We start from the raw sequence: 25,419 nt of genomic DNA, 5'->3' as shown, positions 1-25,419 counted from the left end.
ATGGCTCCGCTGGAGCCGTTCATCCGTCAATGCGGACCGCCTGCTAAGCGCGCATCAACCTCATCTGTGGCTGGCCATTGCCGCGCAGGGCCGGCGAGATGCCGCGCAGATCCACGGTCGAAACCACACGCTGCCGATAGGCGGCAAACATGAAGTCCGGCGTGACATTGACCGGTTCATCGAACTGGATGGTGACCGTGAAGGCCTGCATGTTGCGGGCAAGCTGCACCCCGATCAGCAGGCCCTTGAAGGGCTGTTCGAGATAGAAGCCTTTGACGCGCATGCCGACCTGGAAGGGCACCGCGACACGCTCGGGCAAGGCGGCGCGGGCCGTATTCCAGTCGCGAAAGCCATGGGCGCGCGCTGTCTCTTCCAGGGCGGCGCCATGGGTCATCGGCTGGCCGGACTGGGCGCGGGCTTCGCGCAGCGCCTTGGCTTCGGATTTCAGGGTTTGGGCGGACGGGGTATCGAGGGAAAACGACATGTTTCGGGCTCTCCGGATGGGAGGCGACAATTCACATGGGGGCCCGCATTGCCATGATGCGCCTTGGGAGAAACAACCGAAGGGATCATTGTTTAGAGCTGGACTTCACCATGGATCTTGCGATCCGCGAGCGGCAGGCGCCGGCAACCGCCGGCGTAAATGCGCCCTGGACGGTACCAAGTCAAGTGCGGGCAGATCACCTGCGGTGATGATGCGATCAGACAATTGCGTTGGGCGCGGCCAGGATTGGGCGCTAGGAAGGTCCGTCGCACGATTGGGGGAATGATGACCGAGCTGATGCTGTTTGTCGCGGGCCTGCTGGGCGGGGCGCTGAATTCGCTCGCCGGTGGCGGCTCATTCATCGTCTTTCCCGCGCTGTTGTTTTCCGGCGTGCCGCCCGTTTTGGCCAATGCTTCCAATACCTACGCAGCCCTGCCCGGTTATGTCAGCGGCGCCATGGGCTATTGGACGTCCGTGGCCGGCTACAAGGACCGGCTGGTGCTCTATGGCGTCATCTCGGCGCTGTTCGGCTATGTGGGCGCGGAGCTGCTCCTGGTGGTGTCAGATGAACAGTTTTCGCTGGTCGTGCCCTGGCTGATGGCGTTTGCCGTGACGCTGTTCGTGTTCGGCAACCGGATCAATACGACGCTGAGGGCCCGTGGTGGTGAGCGGCGCGGCATGAAAGCGCTTGGGGCGGTATTGATCCTCTCCTTGCTGGCGGCCGTCTGTGTCTATGGCGGGTTCTTCAATGCGGGCCTGGGCATATTGCTGCTGGCGTTTCTTGCCATGGCCGGGATGACCGACATCCACGCCATGAACGGGCTCAAGCTCTATATCTCGTCCATCGTGGCGCTAGTGGCGGTGGTCCGCTTTGCCCTTAACGGCAGTATCGACTGGTATCACGGCTCCATTGCGCTGGTTGGCGTGACCATTGGCGGCTATGCGGCGGCGCGGCTGGCGCAGTACATCCCGACGCTGTGGATCCGCGTGGGCGTGATCGTCTATGGCATCGGGATGACCGGGTATTTTTTCTGGACAGCGTATTTCGCCTGACAGAGCCTAGTCCGCCAGTCTGATCCACACTGCCGCATCGTGGAACGGCGCGCCGCCGAAGGGCGGGGCCGGCTCGGCGCTGGTGAGCATGTTGATGCCCCGCCCGCCGCGATGGGCCTTGTTGCGATGCAGGCCCTCGGCGATCAGCACACCGGTACGCAGCCCATCGAACAGGCGAGCGGTCAATTGCACTGCGCCGCGATGATTGCCGACCACGACGGGTGCGCCGTCTGCAATGCCGATCCGGGCCGCGTCATCGGGGTGGATGAAGACGCTCGGCTCGCCCTCACGCTTGAGGCTGCCCGGGGTCTGGTTGAACGATGAGTTGAGGAAGGCGCGCGCCGGGCTGGTGGCCAGCTTGAACGGGTGCTCAGCGTCGGTTGCTTCAGTGATGGCCCAGTGGTCGGCAAAGCGCGGCATGATGGCGGGGTCGCAAACCCAGCGATAACCCTTGATATCCGAAACAGCCTGCCAATTCGGCGCAAATCTGAAGCGGCCATCAGGCCAGGCAAAGCCATTGGCGAAGCGGGCGTCGTCATCAGGCCGGCCGCGATCGATGTAGCCGGTCTTTTCCACCTCTTCGAACGCCGGGTAGTTGGAGCGCGCAAAAGTATCGGCCACGACTTCGCGGTCGCTGGCCCGGAAGATGGGATCGTCGCTGCCCAGGCGCTGCGCGATGGCGTTGATGACCTCGTGGTTGGAGCGGGCCTCACCCGGGGCGTTGACCACCGCCGGGCCATAGAGCACGCGGGTATGGCCGCCTCGGGTGTAATAGTCATTGTGCTCGAGGAACATGGTGGCCGGCAGCACGATATCGGCCAGTTCGGCCGTTTCGGTCATGAATTGCTCGTGGACGACGAGGAACAGATCCTCGCGCCTGAACCCCTCCTGCACCCGCTTCTGGTCCGGTGCGACGGTGGCCGGGTTGGTGTTCTGCACGATCATGGCATGAACCGGCCCGCCGCCCTGCAACGCCCTGGCGTCGCCGGTGAGGATCGGGCCGATTTCGGACATGTCGAGCCGGCGTGGCGTACCCTTTTGCAGGTGCTTGCCGGTCAAGCGTGACTTGTCGAGCGCCCAGGTGCCGGAATTGGAGTGGAAGGCGCCACCACCGCGATGCTGCCAGGCGCCGGTCATCGCTGGAATGCAGAGCGCGGCATGCATGGCGGTCGAGCCATTGCGCTGGCGCGAAAAGCCGAAGCCGAGCCGGAAGAAGCTGCGCGGCGTCTTGCCGACGAGATGGGCGAAGCCTTCGATCTCAGCGACGGACAGGCCGGTGATTTCGGCCGCCCATTCCGGCGTACGGGTTGCGAGATGGGCTTCGAACTCGGGCGAGAAATCGGTGAACCGGGCCATATAGGCGCGATCGGCAAGTCCATCGCGCAACAGCACATGCATGGTGGCAACGGCCAGCGCGCCATCGGTGCCGGGCCTGAGGACCAGCCCCATATCGGCCTGGTCCATGGTGGCGTTGCGATAGATGTCGATGACCACCACCTTGGCGCCGCGCGTCTTGCGGGCCTTCATGGCATGGGTCATCACATTGACCTGGGTATGCACGGCATTGGTGCCCCAGATGACAACGCAATCGGCCTCTGCCATCTGCTCGGGATTGACCCCGCCCAACAGGCCCGTGCCGGCGATATAGCCGGGCCAGGCGAGACCGGTGCAGATGGTGTCATATTGATGCGAATAGCCGCGCAGGGCGCGCAGGCGCTCGATGCCGTCGCGCTGCACATGGCCCATGGTGCCGGCATAGAAATAGGGCCAGATGGCCTCCGGACCATGCTCGGCTTCAATCGCAAGGAAGCGCTGCGCGATCTCATCGAGCGCCTCGTCCCAGGAGATGGGTTGCCACTGCCCGGCCCCCTTGGGGCCGACACGGCGTAGCGGATGGGTCAGGCGTTCGGGGTGATGGATGCGCTCGGCATAGCGCGCGACCTTCTCGCAGATCACCCCGGCGGTATAGGGATCATCCTTGGCGCCGCGTACGCGGCCAATTGTGCCGTCAGCAAGAATATCGACATCAAGCGCGCAGACAGAAGGACAGTCATGCGGGCAGACGGAGCGGATGGTGCGCTGGGCAATGGGGGCGTTCATGGGGCAAGGTTAGTCCCACCCCCGCCCCGCGACAATGGCATTGTGGTGATGGCAGGGATCAGGAGCGGTGATGGGCTCACCCCTGCCGCACGATATTGTCAGGCGGCGAATGCCTTTGCCGCGGTTTCGCAATTGCGGCGGGCGCGGGTGCTGGCGTGCCTGGCCAATTGGGCTGCACCGGCGTGGAACTGGGAAAACGTGATCTGCCCGGCGGTGCCGGTGATGGTGATGCCACGCCAGTTTGGCCGCACCGCACGCACATCGGCCCAATCCAGTTTCGTCTCGCGGCCCATGGCGTTGCGATGGGTCACATGGCGATGATCCCAGCGGGTCTGGGTGAACAGGCCCGCAACACCGATGCCCAGCGAGCCAGCCGCCAGGAGCACAACCGCCAGATAGGTGGCGATCAGCTGGGTGGGGTCGGCGACATGGCCCATGATGATGACGGCAAAGAGCAGGATGGCCGCAAGGGCCGCTGCGCCATAGCAGGCGAAATATTCGACCATGGAGGGGCGCAACTCGGCCCAACCGCCTTCTACCACAACGGCCTCCTCGGGCTGCAACAGCCGCAGAGCAAGGAAGGCAGCGTAGCCAAACGCCACCACGCCGGCCGCACGGGACAGCGGCAGATGATCAGTCATGGGGATGTGCTTGAGGATAAGGAGAAGGGTTATCGTAACGAGCGGCAAAGCCACTTCCTGCCAACGCAAAGGCACGCTTGAAGTCTCCATGGTGCGGGGCCGGTGACGCAAATTCGGCAGATTTCCTTGTCTCGAAGGGTACGCAATCGACGTGATTTGGCCATTCACAATTTCGCCATATGTGGGGCGGGACGGCCATGACTGGCTCAGGGATTGAATCAAGGGCTTCAGAAAGTGAGTCAGCGCCCTGCCAGTCTGATTCACGCCACGGGTCTAAAGCGTTGGAGTAATTACCGAACTTCGGAAATCCAAAGCGAAACCGCCTCGATTTAAGATCGGAGCGGTCCGGGCATGGCGATGCCGAAACGTGGCAGAAATGTCTCAGCCGCGAACGCTGGCCGGGGCGCCGACCAGGGCGGCGCTGGCCTGCTCCTCAGCGTCGATTTCCGCCTCAGGCTCTTTACGCAAGGTGGTGGCCAAGGGGAGTTCCTCGAGGAAGAAGCTCAGCCCGAAGGCCAGGATCGACACGCCGGCTGCCGTAAAGAACACCGGGTGCAGCGCCGAGGCAAAGGCCTCCAGAACCAGGGCCTGCACCGGTTCTGGCAGGCTGGCGACGGCTTGGGTGCTGAAACTGCCGGTGCCCACATCGGCGCCCTCGGGCAGGACCGCGCTCAAATGGCTGGCCAGCCCGCTGGCGAAAATAGCGCCGAAGATCGACACGCCGATCGACCCGCCAATCTGGCGGAACAGCGTATTGCCCGCGGTAGCCGCACCCACCACTGCGCGCGGCACGGCATTCTGCGTTGCGGTGATGCTGACGCTGTTGACCGGCCCAATGCCGGCGCCGACCAGGAACATATAGATGGCGATCGCCCAGGCCGGGGTATCGAGCTGCATGGTGGCAAGCAACAGGCAGCCAATGGTCAGCACCAGGGTCGAAAGTTGCGGCAGGCGCTTGTAGCGGCCGGTGCGGGTCATGAAGAAGCCTGACAGCATCGAGGTGCCGATCATGCCCACCATCATGGGCACGAGCTGCAACGCCGAATCCATTGGCGACACGCCCTTGGCCAGTTGCAGATACATGGGCAGGAAGGTGATCGAACCGAACATGGCCATGCCGACGAAAAAACTGATCACGCTGGTCAGAGCAAAGGTGTTGATCTTGAAAAGGCTCAAGGGCAGAACCGGCTCGGCGGCGCGGGCCTCGGTCCAGACAAAGCCAGCCAGCGTGCCGATGGCAAAGACAAGCAGGCCAATGATCTGGGGCGAGAACCAACCCCAGGTATTGCCACCGAGCGAGGTCGCCAGCACGAAGGCCGTGAGTCCGCCCGAGAGCAGCACAAAACCCCAATAGTCGATGGAATGCTTCACCCGTACGCCGCGCGGCTTGAGCGCAATGGCGATAACGGCCAGCGCCAGAATGCCCAGCGGCAGGTTGATGAGGAATATCCACTGCCAGGAAAAGTGCTCGACGATAAAGCCGCCAAGCAAGGGGCCGATTACCGTGGACACGCCGAAGACGGCACCGAACAGTCCCTGCACCTTGCCGCGCTGACGGGGCGGAATGATATCGGCCACCACGGTCATCGCCACGACTATAAGACCGCCGCCGCCCAGCCCCTGCACGGCCCGCGCGATAATCAGAAAATTCATGTTTGTCGCCATGGCCGACAGAACGGCCCCGGCGAGAAAGATGACAATGGCGACCTGCAACACGATCTTGCGCCCGAACAGATCGCCCAGCTTGCCATAGATGGGCGCCACCACGGTGGAGCTCAGCAGATAGGCGATGACCACCCAGGTGAGGTGTTCAAGGCCGCCAAGCTGGCCAACGATAACGGGAAGCGCGGCCGAAACAATGGTCTGACCGAGCGAGGCGAGCAACAATGTAACAGCCACGGCGCCGATAATCAGTGCAACGGGGGGACTATCCGGCGTTTCGGCCGGTTGAACAGGGTCGGACATTGGGGCATTCCTTGCGGGCTCGGGCGGGGACACAGGCCAGCCCTTGCGAAATGAATTCTGCCGGCATACATGTGCCCACAACAATTACATGTCAAGAGCATGCATTTGTATGATGCATGCATATCCGCGGGGCTGCCATGCCTTTGAATGACAAGAGTGAACTGAGTGCCCTGCTGCACCATGCCGGGATCGATCCGGTCACCGCCGAGGCGGCGATGGAAATTGACGGGCTGATGCAGAAATGGCGCCGCCGCGCCATGAAACGTGAACTGGGCCACCGGGCGCTGGTCGACCTCAAGATCGATCTCGAACTGGCGCAACTAGATGTGCTCGCGGCCATCGATGGCGCCTTCGCCGAGACAGAAGGCGCCGGTGAGGTGATGGTTTCAACGGTCGCCGAGCGGCTGAATATCGATCCCTCGCGTGCCAGCCGGCTGGTCAGCGAAATGGTCGAACAGGGCTATGCCCGTCGCACCGTCAGCCAGGCCGATGCGCGGCGCACCCTTATCGAATTGACCGGGCGCGGGCACGCCATTGTCGAAGCCGTGCGCGCCTACAAGTTTCTCATCATGGGTGATTTCCTGACCGAATGGGATTCCGCCGAACTGGCCGCCTTCGTGCCGCTGCTCAAGCGTTTTGGCACATGGATGGACAGTATCGAGCCATCAACCGAGAAACATGCGGCGGAAATCGAGACCCTGGCCAAGGACATTGCGCGGGCCAGCGCGGCCGGCGAGACTGCCTAGCCCGTGTAGCGATGCCGGCACGGGCGGCCGGGGCGGTTGAAGCCCCAGCCGGTCACCAGCTAGATTTCGCTGCGGTTCTTCTTGTGGTCCTTGGCCTTGGCGGCCTTCTTCTTGGGCGGACGGGCTTCACCTTCGGCGGCCGGCTTTGACCACTTCGGCTTGCCCTTGTCCTTGGGGGCGGGTTTTGCCGACTTGGCCGGGCGGATTGTAACGTGTTCTGCGGGCTGCTCTGCAGGCCGGGTCGCCGAGCGCGTGGCTGGACGCTCGGCGGGCTGCTCGAAGTCGTCGGCCCGCAGCTTGGAGGAGCCATAGCGCTGCTTGCGGTCGGCGCGCTCCGGCCGGGCCTTCATCGGATCGTATTTTTCCGGCGGGCCGGGCGGGCGGCGCTTGCCCTGCGGACGCTCGGAGCGCTCGCCCGGACCATCGACAGCATTGATATGCACGCCCTTTTCGCCAGTGCCATTGCTGCCCACATTGCGCAGGAAGCTATCCACCTTGTCGGCGGCGATCTCGAAAATGCTCTCGGTGTCGAAAATGCGGATCGAGCCGATGGCCGATTTGGTGACACCGCCGGCCTTGCAGATCATCGGTAGCAGCCAGCGCGGCTCGGCGCGCTGCTTGCGGCCCAGATTGACCTTGAACCAGCTTCCGCCGGCAAAGGCCTCGCGGCTGCGCGGCTCGCGCGAACCGGAATCATCGGGCGCGGTGGCGGTCACGTCCTCGGGGACCGGCCGCGCCGCCAGTTGCAGGCGCACATAGGCGGCGGCAATCGCCTCGGGGCTGTGGCGCTCGAGCAATTGGCTGACCAGCGGCGCCTCGTCCTCGGTGGCCGGCGCGCTCAGCGTTTCCGCCGAAAGGATATGTTCGCGGTAGCGCGCATCGATATCGGCGGCGCTGGGCGGGGCGATGTTTTCGGCATCGATCTTGGCAGTGCGCAGGATCGACAGCGCGACGCGCTTGCGATGGGCCGGGGCGATGACCACGCAGGTGCCCTTGCGCCCTGCCCGGCCGGTTCGGCCCGAGCGGTGCAGCAGGGTTTCGGCGTTCATCGGCAGGTCGGCGTGAATGACCAGGTCGAGATTTGGCAGATCGATGCCACGGGCGGCAACGTCGGTGGCCACACAGATGCGGGCCCGGCCATCGCGCATGGATTGCAGCGCACTGGTGCGCTCGGCCTGGCTCAGTTCGCCCGAGAGCGTCACCACGTCAAAGCCGCGATTGTGCAGCCGGGCCGAAAGATGCTTCACCGCTTCGCGGGTCGAGGCGAAGACAATGGTATTGGTGCTTTCGTACCAGAGCAGCGTGTTGATGACGGCGTTTTCGCGCTCGGCGGCGGGAACCGACATCAGCTTATACTCGATATCGGCGTGCTGCGATCCCGAGCTGGCGGCGGTGATGCGCAGGGCATTGCGCTGGAAGGTCTTGGCCAGCTCAGCGATGGGTTTGGGCACTGTCGCGGAGAACAGCAGGGTGCGCCGATCTTCGGGCGCGGCGGCGAGGATGAATTCGAGGTCTTCGCGGAAGCCGAGGTCGAGCATTTCATCGGCTTCGTCGAGCACCACGGCGCGCAGCGCCGAGGTGTCGAGCACGCCGCGGGTGATGTGGTCGCGCAGGCGCCCGGGCGTGCCAACGACGATATGGGCGCCGCGTTCAAGCGCCCGGCGCTCGGTGCGCTGGTCCATGCCACCAACGCCGGCGGCGGTCTGGGCGTGCATATTGGCATAGAGCCAGTCAAGCTCGCGGCGCACCTGCATGGCCAGTTCGCGGGTCGGCGCAATCACCAGTGCCAGCGGTGCGCCGGGGGCGGGCAGAATGAGGTCGTCGCCCAACAGGGTCGGCGCGATCGCCATGCCGAAGGCGACGGTCTTGCCCGAGCCGGTCTGGGCCGAGACCAGAAGGTCGCGCCCATCCGCGCCTTCTTCGATGACGGCAGCCTGCACCGGGGTGAGGCTGTCATAGCCCTTGGCCACGAGGGCCTGGGCGATGGGGGCAATAATGGTATCGGGTAGGGACAATGCAGTTCTTTCGGAGCGGATTGCACCATGCGTGCCGTGCCCCGACGCTGCGGGATGCTCCGACCGATTGCTGGTGTCTATCAATGGGGTTCCGCCCTTGTGGCGGAGTGACCCGGGACGAGTTCAGTGCCTTATAGCACAAACAAGCAAAAAGGCCGCCCGGCGGGCGGCCTGGAATTTGCGGTGGCGGAGACATCGGCCCGGCCCTTCGCGGGGCTCAGGGCGTTCGTCCCTCAAATCGCTCCACCGGAGCGACTTGCCGGCTGGCCTTGGCCAGCCGTCGGGTCTTACCCGACGATTTCGTCGTCGGAGAAGAAGAACTTGATTTCCTGGGCAGCGGTTTCCGGAGCGTCCGAACCGTGCACGGAGTTTTCGCCGACGGAGAGGGCGAATTCCTTGCGGATGGTGCCTTCAGCGGCGTTTTCCGGGTTGGTGGCGCCCATGATCTCGCGGTTCTTGAGGATGGCGTTTTCGCCTTCCAGGACCTGCACGACGACAGGCGAGGCAATCATCTGCTCGACCAGTTCGCCAAAGAAGGGGCGTTCCTTGTGGACCGCGTAAAAGCCTTCGGCCTGTTCGCGGGTCATGTGGATCTTCTTCATGGCGACGGGGCGCAGGCCGTTCTCTTCGAACTTGGCGACGATCTTGCCGATCAGGTTGCGACGGACGGCATCGGGCTTGATGATGGAGAAGGTGCGTTCGAGCGCCATGGCGGTATGTTCCTGCTTGATGCGTTTGGAAAGGTGGCGCCTTTTAGCGGGTGCGTGTGTAAGGCGCAAGACGGCAACTTGCCGCCTGCTCAGCCCCTGGCCCCAAGGCAGTCACCCTGCCCTTCGCTCACCTCGATCACACCTTGCGCCACCACGTCGTTCCGGGGCGTTGCGGCCGTCACATCGAGGTCCACAATCGGCTCGGGCGCCTCGATCACCTGTTCGGTGCTGACGGGCACGATGTTCATGGTGCAGATTTCGGCGGTGCTCATAGTGGGCAGATGCACCGCGACAATGGTGCCGCGCGGTTCCGCCAGTTGCGCGGGCTCCACCGCCCAGCATGGGCTGCCATCAAAGGTCGCGCGCAACAGAATGCGTTCGGCATCGATCCGGCAGGCTGAAAGCTGGGTGAAGCTGGCCGCTTCCTGGGCCAGCGCCGCACCGCAACAAAGGGCCGCGGCCTGCGCCAGCGGTATGGAAGCCATGGTCCTGCGCATTAGACATCTCCTCGGGCGCGCTGTATTGGCACAGCAACAACTGCAAACGACTTTATGGACCGCCGACCTTGCCTATCGGGTCGGCGAGATTATGGCATGCTGACGATCAATAACCTCACCTATCGCATTCAGGGCCGCCCCCTGTTCGAGGATGCCGCGCTCGTGTTGCCCGATGGCGCCAAGGCGGGCTTTGTCGGCAAGAACGGTACCGGCAAGACCACGCTGTTTCACCTGATCCAGGGGCATATCGGCGCCGACAGCGGCTCGATCGAAGTCAACCGGAAGGCCCGCATCGGCGCGGTTGCGCAGGAGGCCCCGGCGGGCGAAGAAACCGTACTCGAGGTCGTGCTGGCCGCCGACAAGGAGCGCACGGCTCTGCTGGCCGAGGCCGAGACGGCGACGGACCCGCATCGGATCGGCGAAATCCATATGCGCCTGGCCGATATCGACGCGCATAGCGCCGAGGCGCGCGCCTCCTCCATTCTCAAGGGCCTGGGGTTCGAGCAGGACCGGCAGAATGCGCCAACCCGGCAGCTTTCCGGCGGCTGGCGCATGCGCGTGGCGCTGGCGGCGGTGCTGTTCAGCCAGCCCGACCTGCTGCTGCTCGACGAGCCGACCAACTATCTCGACCTCGAGGGCACGCTGTGGCTGGAAAAATACCTGGCCAGCTATCCCTACACGGTCTTTCTGATCAGCCACGACCGTGACCTGCTGAACAAGGCGGTCAGTTCAATCGTGCATCTCGAGCACCGCAAGCTGACCTTCTACAAAGGCAATTACGACACCTTTGAAGAGACCCGTCGCATGCAGATGGAGCTCAACAACAAGAGCCGGGAAAAGACCCTGGACCAGATTGCGCATCTGCAAAAGTTCGTCGACCGCTTCAAGGCCAAGGCCACCAAGGCCAAGCAGGCGCAGGCGCGCGTCAAGATGATCGAAAAGCTCAAGCCGCCCGAGGCCATGTTCGACGAGCACGCCGCCCCGTTCCAGTTCCAGCAGCCCAAGGTGGATCTGCCCACCCCGATGATCACGCTGGACAAGGTGTCGACCGGCTATGGCGACACGGTGATCCTGCGCAACGTCACCCAGCGCATCGATCCGGATGCGCGCATCGCGCTGATCGGCGTCAATGGCAATGGCAAGTCGACCTTTGCCAAGCTCCTTGCCGGCGACATTCCAGTGATGGACGGCCAGCTCAAGATCAACAAGAAGCTCGATATCGCTCATTTCGCCCAGCACCAGATGGACAAGCTCAAGCCTGAGCAGACGCCGCTGGAACATGTCACCGCGCTTATGCCGCTCGACAATGAGGCAAAACGCCGGAGCCGGCTGGCGCAGATGGGTCTGACCACGTCGCGCATGGACACCAAGGCCAAGAACCTCTCCGGTGGCGAGCGGGCGCGCCTCCTGATGGGCCTCATCACCTTTTCCGGCCCCTCGATGATGATCCTTGACGAACCGACCAACCATCTCGACATCGATAGCCGCGATGCGCTGGTCTATGCCCTGAACGACTACCAGGGCGCCGTGCTGATCATTTCGCACGACCGTCATCTGATCGAAGCCACCTGCGACACGCTCTGGATTGCCGAGAACGGTACGATCCGTGAGCTGGACGAGGATCTGGACAGCTACCAGCGCAGCATCACCTCGAACAAGGACGGCAAATCGGGCAATGGCGGGCCGGGCGTGAATGATCGCAAGCAGTCCCGCCAGGAGGCGGCGGCGCGGCGGGCGGAGCTGGCCCCGCTCAAGAAAAAGATCACCGACGCCGAAAACAGGATGAAGCGCCTAAGGACCGAGATCGACAAGATCGAGGCCCAGCTTGCCGACCCAAAGGTCTATGATGGCCCGCCGGACAGACTGATTGCCCTGGGCAAGGACAAGGCCCGGTTCAGCAGCGACCTTGAGGCACTTGAGGAGAGCTGGCTCGAATTCAGCGCCGAACTGGAAGAAGCCGAACGCGCATGACTGCCGAAGAGATCATCGCGAGCCTGGATCTCGAGCCTCACCCTGAGGGCGGCTGGTATGTCCAGACCTTCGAGGACGCGGCGGGGCCGGATGGACGCGCGCGCTCCACGGCAATCTATTTCCTGCTCAAGGCCGGCGAGGTCTCGCACTGGCACCGTGTTGATGCCGTGGAAACCTGGCATTGGCATGCCGGCGCACCATTGGTGCTGGAGATTGCGAGGCCAGACGAGCGGCAGCTCGTGGAACTGGGTCCCGACATCACGCATGGACAGCGCCCGCAGGGAATCGTGCCGGCGCATGCCTGGCAGTCGGCGCGAAGCCTGGGGAACTGGACGCTGGTGAGCTGTACAGTGGCCCCGGGTTTCCGTTTTGAGGGTTTCGAGCTGGCCCCGCCCGGCTGGGCGCCTGAGCAGGACTGATCCTGCGGCGACGGGCTTCACCAAACTCACGTGAAAGCGTTGACGCGCCCGCTCCGGTCATCTTCACTCATCCCATAGTGTGTTGTGAGGTCTGCCATGAAGCGTCTGCTCGTTCTGCTCGTCGCCTTGACCATGGCATTGCCGGCTCTGCCAGCCCTGGCCCAGGACTTGTCCGGCCTCACCAAGCAGGAGCGCGCGGAAACGCTGCGCTTTGCGGTCAATAACAGCCTGTTCACGCTCTATCATGAGGTTGCGCATCTGCTGATTGACAAGCTGGACCTGCCTGTATTGGGCAAGGAAGAAGACGCGGCCGACAATATCGCCACCTGGATCCTGCTCAGGAAAAACACGCCCGAGGCAAACCAGGCGCTGGAGGATGCAGCGGATGGCTGGGTGCTGACCGGGGAAAGCTATGACAATTATTTCGCCGGAGACGATTATGCCTCGGGCTATAGCCCCGACCGGCACCGGGCCATGCAAATCATCTGCCTGATGGTGGGCGCCGACCGCACGGCCTTTCGCAGCATTGCCAATGCCTATGACATCCCTTCCGAACGGCAACACACCTGCCTGTTCGACTATGAGCTGGTCAATCGCAGCCTTGACGCACTGATTTCCGAAAGCGACTCAGGCACGCGGGTCAATGTGACTTATCACGATGGCGGCACACGACTGCGCCTGGCCGAGCGCGCTTTCCGTGGTAGCGGGATCTTCGATGATGTCGCCGAAGAATTGCGGCGCGGCTACCGCCTGGATGGACAGGTCCGTTTCACAGCACGGCGCTGTGGCGAATCCAACGCCTTCTATGACCCCGCGACAACGGAAATCATCTTCTGCTATGAACTGATCCAGGACTTCATGCAGCTTCATCTTAACGCGCAGGACCCGCGCCGGCGAAACTGAGCCAGCTAACTGAACCCGACATAACGCCCCGGCCGGTGGTTGAGGGCAATGATCAGGTTCAGCACCAGAGCGCCCAGGATGGAATAGAGGACACGGTCAAAGGGCAGCACGAAAAAGGCGATGATCAGTATCACCGCGTCGACGCCAAGCTGAAAATAGCCAGCGCGGATACCGAAGTTTTCTTGCAGGAACAGTGCCAGGATATTGATTCCGCCCACGCTCGCCTTGTGGCGGAACAGGGAGAGGATGCCCAGGCCCATTAGTACGCCGCCAACCAGCGCGGCAAATAGCGGGTCAATGCGTTCAATGCCGATCCAGCCCGGAATCTGGCTGGTGAAAAAGGACACCATGGCCACGCTGGCGACGGTCTTGAGGGTAAAGGGCAGGCCCATGCGCCACCAGGCCAGCGCGTAGAACGGCAGGTTGATGGCGAAGAACAGCCAGCCGAAGGGAATGCCGGTGATATATTGCAACAGCAGCGCAAGACCGGCGCTGCTGCCAGTGGTCAACTGCACCTGCGCATAAAAGGCAATGCCCAGCGACACCAGCATGGTGCCGATCAGCATGGCAAAGATGTCTTCGTGCAGCTTGTGCCGGCTGGGGGTCGAAAGGTCTGGCGTCATGCCGCGGCCTTCTTTTCCCAGCGGCCCGTGGCGTCCTGCTGCCAATAGGTCAGGGTATCAGAGCCGCCCCGCAGCGCTTTCCAGGCGTCGCGCGCCGTCTGCACGGCCTCCGGGTCGTGACCCGAGAACAGGTAAACCAGCCGCTGATAGCCCTCACCCGATTGCGGCACAGCACCATCGGCGAAAAAGCGGACGGTGGCACCATTGGGATTGCCGGTTTCGGTGGTGATCAGAATGGGTTGCTGGGCGTCCAGTTCCTCACCGGCCAGGCCATGCGCCAGGAAGCTGTCATCGCGATAGGTCCAGAGATGGGCGTCCAGCGCTTCGGCCCGTTCGCGCGAGCCGACCTCGACGATGGCGCGCCAACCCCGCTCGATGGTTTTTTCAAGCAGCAGCGGCATGACGGCCTCGAGCGGGCGGGTTTCGAGATGATAAAACAGGACTTCGGCCATGGCTCCACATTATCTGCCGCAGGCTGGCGGCACCAGTTCGCCACGCGCCATGCAGGCATGCGCGAGGGCTCATTTGTGACGGTATGGGAGATTGTGCCGAACACCGAACTGCCGCAAGGTGCGGCGCGATTCATCCCACGCTAATCTGCGCGGGCACCAGCTTCGGACCCATATGAGACGACTGACCAGCTATCTGACGCGCCTGTTTGCCAGCGATGCGCTGATCCTGTTCGGAATCATGTGCTTCCTGCTCTGGCTGGTCAATTGCCTGCGCTCGTTCGACGTCGTCTCGGTCAAGGGCCAGGGATTTGGCACGCTGGCGCTGCAGGCGCTCTACACCATGCCGCCGCTGGCGCTGTCCTTCTTCTATATCTGCGTGGGGATCGGCGTGGTGCGGGCGCTCAGTGCCCTGCAGACCAGCCACGAGCTGCATATCATCCACACCAGCAACGGGTTGAGCGGGCTCTGGCGGGCCAGTATCGTGACCTGCGGCGTCGCGGTGGCGATGGTGCTGCTGCTCGCCCATGTGGTGGAGCCGCTTGCCAACAAGCAGCTCAACCGGCTGTCGGCCGAAGTGGCCGCCGACCTTGTCAGCTCGACCCTCAAGCCGAACCGGTTCACCCAGGTCACGCCGGGCGTGGTGTTGCTGATCGGGGGGCGCGCCGATGGCGGAGAAATTACCGAGTTCTTTGCCGATGACCGGCGCGATCCGGAAACGCGGCGCACCTATATCGCGGCCTCGGCCCGCGTGGTCAGCGTTGGCGAGGATTATGTGCTCGAATTGCGCGATGGCACTTTGCAGCACACCGAGGCCGATGGCCGCTATTCCGAGATCCGCTTTTCCCGCTATGACGTGAGCGTTGAAAGCCTGGCCCAGCAGGTCGCCTATGTCGATGTGCTCTCGGAGACCGACAGTTTCAGCCTGATCGCCCAGGCGTTCGAAACCGGCTGGTCTCCCGAAATCGTCAAGCGCCTGCTCGACCGTTCCGCCGAAGGGCTGCGCGTCCTGGGGCTGGTCCTGCTGGTCGTGGCGCTGGCCGGCTTCCCCAGTGGCAATCGCATGCGCATCAGGCTGCCACTCGAAGCCTTTGTGATGCTGGTGGCGTTTGGCGAGCGCGGCATCAGCGCCTATAGCCCGCTGGGCAGCGGTACGGGCGCGATCCTGCTGATCCTGGCCGGCGGCACCATCCTCCTCTTCCGGCTGTGGCCGCGGCGCCCGATGGAGGCGAAACCGGCATGATCAACCATATCGACAGGGTCATTGTCGCCCGGCTGACGAGTCGCATCGCTGCCACGGTATTCATCTTTTACGGGCTGATCGCGCTGGTCGAATCGCTCGACACTTGGCGGTTCAGCCATGTGGCCGACGAGCGCGGCGTGCACATGGCCATTGTCATGGTGGCGATGAGCGCGGTGCGCTGGACCATCAAGACTCTGCCCGTAACGGTTTTGATGGGCACCATATTGGGGCTGGTCGACCTCAAGATGCGGCACGAGCTGACTGTGATCAAGGCCAGTGGCCTCTCGATCTGGCGCGTGCTGCGCGCGCCGGTGGCCGTGCTGTTTTTCGCCAGCCTGGTGATCGCCCTTGGGGCAGAGACCATCAGCACCACGATCAACCGCGAACTGGCCCCTACCCCGCCTGGACAGGTGACGCAATTGACCCCGCCGGGCGAGGTCTGGCTGGAGCAGCGCGGCGATGGGGTACACTATGTTTTGATGGGGCGCGGCATGTCGCAAGGCGGCTCAAGGCTGGCCGATGTGACGCTGTTTCACCTGGGCCCCAGTGAAACACCCCGCATTGAGGCGGAGGAAGCCATTCTGGAAGGCGGATTCTGGACCTTTCCAGAAGCCAGCGTGCGCACGCCGGATGGCCCGGTGCGGATCATGCGCGATCTGCGCGTGCCGACCCGCTCCACTGCGGCCGAAATCAGCCTCAAGCTGGCCTCGACCGAAGACATGACTTTTTTCGAGCTGGCCCAATTGCTGCAGCGCGGGGTCAGCGATCCCTCGATTTATGCCTCGACCTCGATGCGGCTGATCAAGCTGCTGGCCCTGCCGCTGGTGCTGACCGGATCCCTGCTGATCGGCTTTGCCTTTACCGCCGGCTATAGCCGCCACGCGCAGATCGGGCCGGCCGTGCTCTATGGCATCGTGCTCGGCTTTGTCGTCTTCATCATCACCGAAATGGCAGACCGGGCCGGCGCGACCGGCGTGCTGGACCCGCTCTTTGCCGCCGTCGGCCCGGCCCTTGTCGCCATCGTCATCGGTGTGACAGTGTTGCTACGCAAGGAGGATGGTTGGACCTGACCGGTTCGGGCCGTTCCGATTTTGGCCTCAATCATCGCCCAATTGACAAGACTGGCTCTGACGCCGCATTGAAGGCGTCACAAGACAAGCGGACCTGACCATGACCTTTGCTGAATTTCGGCGCGCTCTCGGCGCGATGTTCATCGGACTTGCCCTGACCCTGGGAGGCATTGCCCCTGCCATGGCGGCGACCGTGGTGACGGTCAATGGCGAGCCAATCAGCGATATTCAGGTGGATCAGCGCCTGCGTCTGTTCCGCATGGAAGGCAACAATACCGGCCGCAGCGGCGCGACCCAGCAATTGATCACCGAGGCCATTCAGATCCAGGAGGCCAAGCGGCTGGGCATCAATGTGTCCAATGCGCAGGTCGACGACGCCTTCCTCCAGATTGCCCGCAATCTCAATGTCAGCCGCGACCGGTTGACCCAGATGCTGGAACAGGGCGGCGTCAGCGCCCAGACCCTGCAGGATCGCCTGCGCGCCGCCATTGCCTGGAATGCCGTGACCGAATCCGCCATCACCCCGCAGGTGCAGATTTCCGAGCTTGAACTGGACCAGCGCGCCGCCGAGCAGATCGCCGATTTCCAGAACTTCGACTATATCCTCAAGGAAGTCATCTTTGTGGGTGGCGGTGGCCGGTCCGGCCAGGCCAATAGTTTCCGCTCAAGTTTTGCCGGCTGCGACACGGCCGTGGAACTCTCGCTTGCCTATACCGATGTCGCCGTCGTCGATATCGGCCGCCGCCACGCCACGCAGATGCCCGATGCCATTGCCCGGGAACTGGCCGGCCTCAATGTCGGTGGCATCAGCAAGCCGCGCGCGGTCGAGGCGGGCTTGTCCATGCTGGCCATCTGCGAAAAGGTGCAGGCCGAAGACCTGACCTTCGTCAAAGGCGGGTTGCGTGAGGATGTCGGCGGCGATGCCCTGGCCAAGGAAGCCGAGGCCTATCTCGAACGCCTGCGCAGCCAGGCCAAGATCTTCTATCAGTAGGCGCATCGCGGCCTGCGCAGAATAGCGGCCCATTCCGGGGGCCATTTCGCGGCCGCAATGTCTTGCGGCCGCCTCGCCTTTGGGGGACAGCATGACTGCGCCTTTGGCCGTCACAATGGGGGAACCGGCTGGTATCGGCCCAGACCTGATCCTGGCGCTTTATGCGCGCCGCCAGGCCCTCAACCTTCCCCCCTTTGTTGTTTATGGACACGCCAATTTTCTCAAGGCCCGCGCCCTGCGCCTGGGCCTTGATATCGGCATCGAGGCCGTGGGAGCGGACGCCGCTGCCGACACATTCGCGCGGGCACTGCCGGTGGCGCATATCGAGGGCATGGTGGCCGACCTGCCCGGTGTGGCCGATGAACATGCCGCGTCCGTCGTCATCAATGCCATTTCCGAGGCCGTGCAGGCGGCCATGACGGGGCATTGCCGGGGGGTTGTAACGGCCCCCATTCACAAGGGCGCGCTCTACCATGCCGGGTTCAAATATCCTGGCCATACCGAATTTCTGGCCGATCTCTGCGCCATGGGCGGCAAGCCTCGGCTGCCGGTGATGATGCTGGCGCACGAAGATCTGCGCGCCGTCCCTTTGACCATTCACGTGCCGATCAAGGATGTGCCTGGGCTGATCAGCCGCAAGCTGATCCTCGATACGCTGCGGGTGATGGCCCATGACCTGCGGCAGCGGTTTCATATCGAAAATCCCCGCATCGCGGTGGCCGGGCTCAACCCCCATGCCGGTGAGGGCGGCTCGATTGGCAGCGAAGACGTGGAGAGCATCGCGCCGGCCATTGCCGACGCGGTGGCCGACGGCATAGAGGCTGTCGGCCCCCTGCCCGCCGATACCCTGTTTCATCCGCCCCATTGGCGGCACTATGATGCGGTGCTGGCCATGTATCACGATCAGGCGCTGATCCCGATCAAGACCGTGGCCTTCGATGCCGGCGTCAATGTCACGCTCGGCCTGCCCATTGTGCGCACCTCGCCCGACCATGGCACCGCCTTCGACCTGGCCGGCACCGGCAAGGCCTCCGTTTCCAGCTTTGCCGCGGCCCTGGCCATGGCGCATACCATGACGGCCCCCAAGACATGAGCCAGATCGACAATCTCCCTCCGCTGCGCGAGGTCATCAACGCCCACGGCCTGCGCGCCAAGAAGGAGTTGGGGCAGAACTTCCTGCTCGATCTCAACCTGACCGCGCGCATTGCCCGTGTCGGCGGATCACTCGAGGGCGTGCGGGTGATTGAAGTCGGTCCCGGCCCCGGTGGGCTGACCCGTGCCCTGCTCGCCGAAGGCGCGCGCGAGGTCATCGCCATTGAGCGCGACGCACGCGCCCTGCCAGCCCTGGCTGAAGTGTCCGACGCCTATCCGGGCCGGCTGACCGTGATTGGCGGTGATGCCATGGAGATGGACTATCGCCTGCTGGCTGACGGTCCGACGCGGATCGTCGCCAATCTGCCCTATAATATCGGCACCCAGCTTCTCACCGGCTGGCTGACCATGGAGCCCTGGCCACCCTTTTTCGAGAGCCTGACGCTGATGTTCCAGCGTGAAGTGGCTGAGCGGATCGTGGCCGGGCCCGGTGACAATCACTATGGTCGCCTCGGCGTCCTCGCCGGCTGGCGGACTGACGCCCGCATCGCCTTTAATGTCGGCAAACAGGCCTTCGTGCCGCCGCCCAGCGTCACCTCGGCCGTGGTGCACATCGTGCCCAAGCCGGTTGAAGAGGGGCTGCCGGTCAGGCTGGTCGAACAGGTGACCAGGGCCGCCTTCGGCCAGCGCCGCAAGATGGTGCGGCAGTCGCTGAAATCGCTCGGCGTGCCGGTCGAGGCCCTGCTGGCCGCTGCAGACCTCAAGGGCGAAGAGCGGGCCGAAACCCTGCCCATCGAAGCCTTCCTCGCCATGGCGCGGGCTTTGCCGGGGTTGCGGGCCGAAGGCTAATTCCCCGTCCCTCAGAGGAGAGGCGAAGGTGCTGCGGGTTTTTCCGGCACCGGCAAGGGCGCCACGAAGACCAGCCTGATGGCCACCAGCAGCGCCAATATCGCCGCACCGCCGCTGACCAGCATGACACCGGGCCAGGCCCAGGCCGTCCAGGCATAGCCACCCAGCGTGCCCAGGATCGAGGCGCCGAGGTAATAGGCCACCAGATAGATGGCCGAGGCCTGCGCCTTGCCGATCCGGGCGCGGCGGGTAACCCAGGCGCTGGCAACGCCATGCGCAGCGAAAAATCCCGTAGTCGCGATGGCCAGGCCAATGATGATGACAATGGTATCCTCGATCATCGTTACAGCCATGCCCGTTCCCATCAACGCCACCAGCGCCCAGAACACCTTTCTTCGGCCCAGACGCTGCGACAAGCCGCCTGCCCAGGTCGAGCTGACGCCCCCCAGCAGGTACACAAGAAAGATCGCAGCGATGGCAGCATGGCTGAGGTCGAATGGCGGCAGGGCCAGGCGGAAGCCGGCGTAATTGTAGAGCGTGACAAAGCCGCCCATCAGCAGGAATGAGCTGGCAAACAGCCAGGGCAGCGCCGCATCGTCAAAACTGGCCCGGCAGCGGCGCCAGAGGTCGGGCAGGCGGATCGGATCGCGCACGAAGTGACGTGGCCGGGGGAGCAGGACAGCAACGGCAATCGCTGCGGCCACGATGAGGCTGGCCAGGATGCCGGTGCCGAGGCGCCAGCCCAGCCAGTCCGACAGAACGCCGGAGATGACGCGCCCGGCCATGCCACCAATCGCCGTGCCGCCAATATAGAGGCCCATGGAATAGCCCAGCGCCCCGGGGTCCATTTCCTCGGAGAGATAGACCATGGCGACGGCCGGAACGCCGGCCAGGGTCAGGCCCATCAGCGTGCGCAGGGTGATGAGCTGCCACCACACCTGGGTGAAGGGCAGCAATGCGTCCAGAATGGCCGTTGCCAGCAGAGCACCGACGATCAGCCGACGCCGGCCGAGCCGATCGGCCAGCATGCTGGCGGGGATCAATGCCAGTGCCATGGTGGCCGTGGTGGCCGAGAGCGCCAGCGATGCTGTCCCCGCATCCCGCACCCAATATTGCGCGAACATGGGCAGCAGCGGCTGCACCGAATAGAGCGATGCGAAGACTGAAAATGCGGCGAGGAAGAAGGCGATATTGGCGCGCACGAACTCTGGCGTGCCGCGCTGGATTGCGGGAGCGATCATGGCTTTCGCACCCTGAGTCTACTGGGGTGCCGCCCTTGGCACCCCCACCCTTGATCCCTCCCCACAAGGGGAAGGGAGACGATGAACACAGACGTTTCGTACTTTCGCCTCCCTCCCCTCGAAGGGGAGGGAATGAGGGTGGGGTGACGCCCGAAACGCTGAATGTGCACGGGCTCGAACTTCATTCTCAGAGAGAATCAATCTGGCTTTGCAAGTCTTTGACGAAACTCGCAAAATTGGTTTGACGCTCGCGCTTGAGGCGGGCCGCAGCAAGGATGGAGCGGACGTTTTGGACAGACTGCTCCAAATCGCGGTTGATGATGACATATTCGTATTCGCCCGCGTGATCGAGTTCGATGCGGGCATTGCGCAGGCGCTTCTCAATGGTGCCCACGCTATCCTGAGCGCGACGCTCCAGCCGGGCCCGCAACTCCCCAATGGTGGGCGGGAGGATGAAAACCGTTACCATGTCTTGGCGGCACTTTTCATAGAGCTGCAGAGTGCCCTGATAATCGACATCGAAGAGAATATCGTTGCCGGCGGCAAGCTGCTCTTCCACCTGGGCGCGCGGCGTGCCGTAGAAGTTGCCGTGCACCTCAGCGGATTCGAGCAGTCCGTCATCGGCCTGCATGCGCTTGAAGGTGGGCACGTCGATAAAATGGTAATGCGTGCCATCCACTTCGTCGCTGCGGCGGGCGCGCGTGGTCACCGAGACCGAGAGGCGGATATTGGGGTCCTGCTGAAACAGGGAGCGCGAGATCGAGGATTTTCCTGCGCCTGACGGAGAGGCAATCACCAGCATGACGCCGCGGCGCTGAAAATCCATTTGACCCACTCTATTCGACGTTTTGAACCTGTTCGCGTAGTTGATCGATCGTCGCCTTGAGGTCAAGACCGATGGCTGTCAGCTCCACTGCGTTTGCCTTGGCGCAAAGCGTGTTGGCCTCGCGATTGAACTCCTGGGCCAGAAAATCGAGCCGCCGGCCCACCGCGCCACCGTCCTCGATCAGCTTGCGGGCGGCGGCGATATGGGCGCGCAACCGGTCCAGTTCTTCCTGGATGTCGGCCTTGGTGGCCAGGAGCAGGGCTTCCTGCGCCAGCCGGTCCTGCGGCAGGCTGGTATCCTCGCGCAGTGCCGCGACCTGCTCGCGCAGCCTGGCCTCTATCGTGGCGCGATCACGGGACGGGTGAGCCTCGGCGCGGACCACCAGTTCGGCAATCGTGTCCAGATGGTCCAGCAGCACCGCCGCGATCTCGGCTCCTTCCTGCCGGCGCGCAGCCAGCAGGGAGCCGAGCGCCTGCCGGGCACAGTCCAGGACCACTTCTGCCTGCTGGTCTTCGTCGATCTCCCCTGCCCCATCGTCGGTCTCGAGCACGCCGGGCAAGGCCAGAATACCCTCCGGCCGGGGCAGGTCTGTTGTGACCTGTTGCCGGACCTGCGCGATGGCAGCCAGTACGCCGGCCAGGGCCTGATGATTGAGGCGAACCGCCCCGGCGCGTGAACTACGATCCAGCGTCAGCACGAGATTGATGGCGCCGCGCCTCAGCGATTTGGACAGCAATTGGCGCAGGGGAATTTCGAGCGCATCCAGCCCCGGCCCCAGCCGCAGGCGCATATCGAGCCCGCGGCTATTGACCGATTTCAGCTCGACCCGAGCCCGCATGTCGCCAAGCTGCCGCTCCGCGCGGGCAAAGCCCGTCATGCTGGCGAGCGTGGCGCTCACTGTGCCGTTTCGGCTTCGGCTTCAGCGCCGGCGCCTTCGGCCTCCTGGGCCTCAAGCGCCTGGCGCGCCGCCTCGGCCTCTTCCTCGGCCTGCGCGGCCGCCTCGGCGGCTATTTCGCGGTAGCGCGCCACATTCTGCTGATGCTCGGCATAGGTCTCGGCAAAGACGTGGCCCTCGCTCGGCGTCGCTCCCTTGGCCACGAAGTAGAGGTAGTCATGGCTGTCCGGGTGGGCCACGGCCTCAAGCGCCTCAATGCCCGGATTGGCGATGGGGGTCGGCGGCAGACCATCAATCTGATAGGTATTGTAGGGCGTCCGCTCCTCGATTTCGGAGCGCCGAATGCCACGGTCGAGCGTCGCCTGGCCCAGTGTAATGCCATAGATGATGGTCGGATCCGACTGCAGGCGCATGCCCTCGCGTATACGATTGACGAAGACAGCGGCAATCTGCGGACGCTCCGAAGCAATGCCGGTTTCCTTCTCGACGATCGAGGCCAGGATCAGCAATTCGGCAGGCGATTCGAGCGGCAGATCCGCCTCGCGCCCGGCCCAGACCTGCGCCAGCGCCTGGGTCATGGCCAGTTGCATCGCGTCCAGCACGGACTGGCGGGTGTCACCGGGGGTGTAGTCATAGCTGCCGGGCAGGATCGACCCTTCGGGCGGAAGCTGGTCGATCGAGCCAGTCAGCCGGTCATCGGCATTGATACGCTGAATGGCCTGCCACACGGTCCAGCCTTCGGGAATGGTGACGGCATAGCGCAACGGATTGCCCAGCGTCAGCTCCTTGAGGATCTCGGACATTGAGGCGCCGGCAGGGATGTTGAAGTCGCCTGCCTTGACGATGGCGCTTTCCTCGACGCGGCTGCCGAACTGACTGAAGATCATCGAATTGGTGATGAAGCCCTGCTCTTCGAGGCGGTTGGCCGTGGTGGAAAGCGTATTGCCCGATTCCACACGGAAAACGCGGTCCTCCCGCAGCGGGCCATCGCCATAATATTGCGAGGCAACATAGAACAGACCGCCCCCGACCACGACAAGGCCGATGACCAGAAGGGTCAGCAGGCCATTGAGGATGTCGACCAAGCCATTACCTGAGCGGCGGCGGCGCCGATTCCTGCGATCGTTCATCGTATCCCTGTCACTCGCGAATATGGGCCTTGGCGGCCCTGGTTGTCATTATTCTTGCGCCAAACTGTGGCGGGGCGCCGGCATTGTTCGCAACGCGGACGCGCAAAGACAAGGGGCACATCGCAGGTGAGTGCAATGTGCCCCTTACAATTCGTGGAAAAGCTCAAATTGTATGCATCGCCAACGCCGGAAACCGCCGTCCACTTTTCCGCGCGATGCTATTGCACCTTGCGCATCACCAGGGTCGCATTGGTGCCGCCAAAGCCGAAGCTGTTGGACAGGGCCACATTGATTTCCTTCTTGAACGGCGTGTGCGGCACAAGATTGATCTCGGTTTCGACCGAAGGATTATCCAGGTTCAGCGTGGGTGGGGCGATATTGTCGCGCATGGCCAGCAGGCAGAAGATGGCTTCCACAGAACCGGCAGCGCCGAGCAAGTGGCCCACCGCGGACTTGGTCGAGCTCATCACGGCGCCTTTGGCAGCGTCGCCCAGAACGCGGGTCACGGCACCCAGTTCGATTTCATCCCCCAGCGGCGTGGAGGTGCCGTGGGCATTGATGTAGTCGATTTCCGATGCCGAGATACCAGCACGCTTGACCGCCGCGCTCATGGCGCGGAAGCCACCGTCGCCATCGGGCGAGGGAGCGGTGATGTGATAGGCATCGCCCGACAGGCCATAGCCGATCACTTCGCCATAAATCTTGGCGCCGCGCGCCTTGGCCCGCTCATAGTCTTCGAGCACAACAATGCCGGCGCCCTCGCCCATCACGAAGCCATCGCGGTCCTTGTCGTAAGGACGTGAAGCGGCAGTCGGATTGTCGTTGAAACCGGTCGAAAGCGCCCGGGCGGCAGAAAAACCGGCCAGCGACAGACGGTTGACGCAGCTTTCAGTGCCACCGGCCACCATGACGTCCGCATCGCCCAGGGCGATCAGACGGGCAGCATCGCCAATGGCATGAGCGCCAGTGGAACAGGCCGTCACCACCGAATGGTTCGGTCCCTTGAGGCCGAAGCGGATAGAGACCTGGCCGGAGGCCAGGTTGATCAGCCGACCGGGAATGAAGAAGGGGCTGATGCGGCGCGGCCCCTTTTCATGCAGAGTAATCGACGCATCATAAATGCCGCCGACACCACCAATGCCCGAGCCGATCAGGACGCCAGTGCGTTCCTGTTCTTCCTGGGTCTTGGGCTCGACACCGGCATCTTCGATGGCCTGCTGGGCCGCCGCCATGGCGTAGACGATGAAGGGATCAACCTTGCGCTGCTCCTTCACCTCCATCCATTCGTCGGGGTTGTACTTGCCATCGGCATAGTCCCCGAGCGGAATGCGGTGAGCGATCTGGCAGGCGATATCGTCGATTTCGAAATCGTCGATACGCTTGGCGCCACTCTTGCCGGCAAGAATATTGGACCAGGTTGCTTCCACGCCGCAGCCAAGCGGTGTGACAAGCCCCAGTCCGGTGACGACGACTCGGCGCAATTCCATGGTCAGCGGCCTAGCCCCA

General features: G+C 63.5%; 24 protein-coding genes. 10 read left to right on the top strand and 14 right to left on the bottom strand.

Going from position 1 to position 25,419, the window contains the following annotated elements; genetic code table 11:
• Positions 1 to 43: 43 nt before the first annotated feature.
• The gene (locus DDE76_RS08680) at positions 44 to 484 is read right to left on the bottom strand and encodes a glyoxalase superfamily protein (RefSeq protein ID WP_104894654.1); all 441 of its coding nucleotides are present in this window, start codon (positions 482 to 484) and stop codon (positions 44 to 46) included.
• A 285-nt stretch (positions 485 to 769) separates the two neighbouring features.
• Here DDE76_RS08680 and DDE76_RS08675 point away from each other — a divergent pair, with 285 nt between their 5' ends.
• On the top strand, positions 770 to 1,537 hold the full coding sequence (locus DDE76_RS08675) for a sulfite exporter TauE/SafE family protein (protein ID WP_104895065.1): 768 nt from the start codon (positions 770 to 772) through the stop codon (positions 1,535 to 1,537).
• Positions 1,538 to 1,543: 6 nt separating this feature from the next.
• Here the strand turns inward: DDE76_RS08675 and DDE76_RS08670 are convergent, their stop codons facing one another.
• The 3 genes from DDE76_RS08670 to DDE76_RS08660 all read right to left on the bottom strand — a co-directional run bounded on the left by DDE76_RS08670 (position 1,544) and on the right by DDE76_RS08660 (position 6,243).
• The gene (locus DDE76_RS08670) at positions 1,544 to 3,637 is read right to left on the bottom strand and encodes a molybdopterin-containing oxidoreductase family protein (RefSeq protein WP_104894655.1); all 2,094 of its coding nucleotides are present in this window, start codon (positions 3,635 to 3,637) and stop codon (positions 1,544 to 1,546) included.
• A gap of 98 nt (positions 3,638 to 3,735) precedes the next feature.
• Positions 3,736 to 4,278 (bottom strand): hypothetical protein, encoded by a 543-nt coding sequence (locus DDE76_RS08665; RefSeq protein WP_108463684.1) that lies wholly within the window; start codon positions 4,276 to 4,278, stop codon positions 3,736 to 3,738.
• Between the two features lie 381 nt (positions 4,279 to 4,659).
• On the bottom strand, positions 4,660 to 6,243 hold the full coding sequence (locus DDE76_RS08660; RefSeq protein ID WP_104894657.1) for an MDR family MFS transporter: 1,584 nt from the start codon (positions 6,241 to 6,243) through the stop codon (positions 4,660 to 4,662).
• Between the two features lie 137 nt (positions 6,244 to 6,380).
• Between DDE76_RS08660 and DDE76_RS08655 the strand changes: the two genes are divergently transcribed.
• Positions 6,381 to 6,989 carry a MarR family winged helix-turn-helix transcriptional regulator gene (locus tag DDE76_RS08655; RefSeq protein WP_157955724.1) on the top strand — a complete coding sequence of 203 codons (609 nt, stop codon included), beginning with the start codon at positions 6,381 to 6,383 and terminating at the stop codon, positions 6,987 to 6,989.
• A 59-nt stretch (positions 6,990 to 7,048) separates the two neighbouring features.
• Here DDE76_RS08655 and DDE76_RS08650 read toward each other — a convergent pair whose 3' ends face one another.
• From DDE76_RS08650 to DDE76_RS08640, 3 genes are all read right to left on the bottom strand, one after another.
• Positions 7,049 to 9,004 carry a DEAD/DEAH box helicase gene (locus DDE76_RS08650; RefSeq protein WP_104894659.1) on the bottom strand — a complete coding sequence of 652 codons (1,956 nt, stop codon included), beginning with the start codon at positions 9,002 to 9,004 and terminating at the stop codon, positions 7,049 to 7,051.
• Between the two features lie 287 nt (positions 9,005 to 9,291).
• The gene (gene ndk, locus DDE76_RS08645; protein WP_104894660.1) at positions 9,292 to 9,714 is read right to left on the bottom strand and encodes a nucleoside-diphosphate kinase; all 423 of its coding nucleotides are present in this window, start codon (positions 9,712 to 9,714) and stop codon (positions 9,292 to 9,294) included.
• Between the two features lie 89 nt (positions 9,715 to 9,803).
• Positions 9,804 to 10,211, bottom strand: coding sequence for a hypothetical protein (locus DDE76_RS08640; protein ID WP_108463683.1), 408 nt, complete (start codon positions 10,209 to 10,211; stop codon positions 9,804 to 9,806).
• Positions 10,212 to 10,307: 96 nt separating this feature from the next.
• On the opposite strand from DDE76_RS08640, the gene DDE76_RS08635 reads away from it, so the two are divergent.
• The 3 genes from DDE76_RS08635 (at position 10,308) to DDE76_RS08625 (ending at position 13,504) form a co-directional block, all read left to right on the top strand.
• Positions 10,308 to 12,182: an ABC-F family ATP-binding cassette domain-containing protein gene (locus DDE76_RS08635; protein ID WP_104894662.1), complete on the top strand. Its 1,875-nt coding sequence runs from the start codon at positions 10,308 to 10,310 to the stop codon at positions 12,180 to 12,182.
• Positions 12,179 to 12,601, top strand: coding sequence for a cupin domain-containing protein (locus tag DDE76_RS08630; RefSeq protein ID WP_104894663.1), 423 nt, complete (start codon positions 12,179 to 12,181; stop codon positions 12,599 to 12,601). The genes DDE76_RS08635 and DDE76_RS08630 overlap by 4 nt, the downstream gene beginning before the upstream one ends.
• Before the next feature lie 96 nt (positions 12,602 to 12,697).
• Entirely contained in the window at positions 12,698 to 13,504 is an 807-nt protein-coding gene (locus DDE76_RS08625; protein WP_104894664.1) for a DUF4344 domain-containing metallopeptidase, read from the top strand.
• 5 nt (positions 13,505 to 13,509) lie between these two features.
• On the opposite strand, the gene DDE76_RS08620 is transcribed toward DDE76_RS08625, so the two are convergent.
• Together DDE76_RS08620 and DDE76_RS08615 are read right to left on the bottom strand one after the other, a co-directional pair.
• Positions 13,510 to 14,127, bottom strand: coding sequence for a YitT family protein (locus DDE76_RS08620; protein ID WP_104894665.1), 618 nt, complete (start codon positions 14,125 to 14,127; stop codon positions 13,510 to 13,512).
• Positions 14,124 to 14,579, bottom strand: coding sequence for a DNA polymerase III subunit chi (locus DDE76_RS08615; protein ID WP_104894666.1), 456 nt, complete (start codon positions 14,577 to 14,579; stop codon positions 14,124 to 14,126). Before DDE76_RS08615 ends, DDE76_RS08620 begins: the two co-directional genes overlap by 4 nt.
• Positions 14,580 to 14,751: 172 nt before the next feature.
• Between DDE76_RS08615 and DDE76_RS08610 the strand changes: the two genes are divergently transcribed.
• The 5 genes from DDE76_RS08610 (at position 14,752) to rsmA (ending at position 19,821) form a co-directional block, all read left to right on the top strand.
• Positions 14,752 to 15,819 (top strand): LptF/LptG family permease, encoded by a 1,068-nt coding sequence (locus tag DDE76_RS08610; RefSeq protein WP_104894667.1) that lies wholly within the window; start codon positions 14,752 to 14,754, stop codon positions 15,817 to 15,819.
• Positions 15,816 to 16,889: an LptF/LptG family permease gene (locus DDE76_RS08605; RefSeq protein ID WP_157955723.1), complete on the top strand. Its 1,074-nt coding sequence runs from the start codon at positions 15,816 to 15,818 to the stop codon at positions 16,887 to 16,889. Before DDE76_RS08610 ends, DDE76_RS08605 begins: the two co-directional genes overlap by 4 nt.
• 100 nt (positions 16,890 to 16,989) lie before the next feature.
• Positions 16,990 to 17,880: a peptidylprolyl isomerase gene (locus DDE76_RS08600; RefSeq protein ID WP_104894669.1), complete on the top strand. Its 891-nt coding sequence runs from the start codon at positions 16,990 to 16,992 to the stop codon at positions 17,878 to 17,880.
• A 91-nt stretch (positions 17,881 to 17,971) separates the two neighbouring features.
• Positions 17,972 to 18,973: a 4-hydroxythreonine-4-phosphate dehydrogenase PdxA gene (gene pdxA, locus DDE76_RS08595; protein ID WP_104894670.1), complete on the top strand. Its 1,002-nt coding sequence runs from the start codon at positions 17,972 to 17,974 to the stop codon at positions 18,971 to 18,973.
• Positions 18,970 to 19,821: a 16S rRNA (adenine(1518)-N(6)/adenine(1519)-N(6))-dimethyltransferase RsmA gene (gene rsmA, locus DDE76_RS08590; protein WP_104894671.1), complete on the top strand. Its 852-nt coding sequence runs from the start codon at positions 18,970 to 18,972 to the stop codon at positions 19,819 to 19,821. The genes pdxA and rsmA overlap by 4 nt, the downstream gene beginning before the upstream one ends.
• Before the next feature lie 11 nt (positions 19,822 to 19,832).
• Here the strand turns inward: rsmA and DDE76_RS08585 are convergent, their stop codons facing one another.
• The 5 genes from DDE76_RS08585 to fabF all read right to left on the bottom strand — a co-directional run bounded on the left by DDE76_RS08585 (position 19,833) and on the right by fabF (position 25,394).
• The gene (locus DDE76_RS08585) at positions 19,833 to 21,062 is read right to left on the bottom strand and encodes an MFS transporter (RefSeq protein WP_104894672.1); all 1,230 of its coding nucleotides are present in this window, start codon (positions 21,060 to 21,062) and stop codon (positions 19,833 to 19,835) included.
• A 187-nt stretch (positions 21,063 to 21,249) separates the two neighbouring features.
• Positions 21,250 to 21,888: a guanylate kinase gene (gmk, locus tag DDE76_RS08580; protein WP_245891852.1), complete on the bottom strand. Its 639-nt coding sequence runs from the start codon at positions 21,886 to 21,888 to the stop codon at positions 21,250 to 21,252.
• Positions 21,889 to 21,898: 10 nt separating this feature from the next.
• Positions 21,899 to 22,786, bottom strand: a complete 888-nt coding sequence (locus DDE76_RS08575; RefSeq protein ID WP_245891851.1) for a YicC/YloC family endoribonuclease — start codon at positions 22,784 to 22,786, stop codon at positions 21,899 to 21,901.
• On the bottom strand, positions 22,783 to 23,913 hold the full coding sequence (gene mltG / locus DDE76_RS08570) for an endolytic transglycosylase MltG (protein ID WP_104891318.1): 1,131 nt from the start codon (positions 23,911 to 23,913) through the stop codon (positions 22,783 to 22,785). The genes DDE76_RS08575 and mltG overlap by 4 nt, the downstream gene beginning before the upstream one ends.
• Positions 23,914 to 24,131: 218 nt before the next feature.
• Positions 24,132 to 25,394 carry a beta-ketoacyl-ACP synthase II gene (gene fabF, locus DDE76_RS08565; RefSeq protein ID WP_104894673.1) on the bottom strand — a complete coding sequence of 421 codons (1,263 nt, stop codon included), beginning with the start codon at positions 25,392 to 25,394 and terminating at the stop codon, positions 24,132 to 24,134.
• Positions 25,395 to 25,419 lie beyond the last annotated feature (25 nt).

The organism is Devosia indica (assembly GCF_003056405.1).
GTDB classification, from domain to species: Bacteria; Pseudomonadota; Alphaproteobacteria; order Rhizobiales; family Devosiaceae; genus Devosia; species Devosia indica.
Note: the sequence above shows the minus strand (reverse complement) of the source record. Positions and strands in the feature narration are given on the sequence as shown.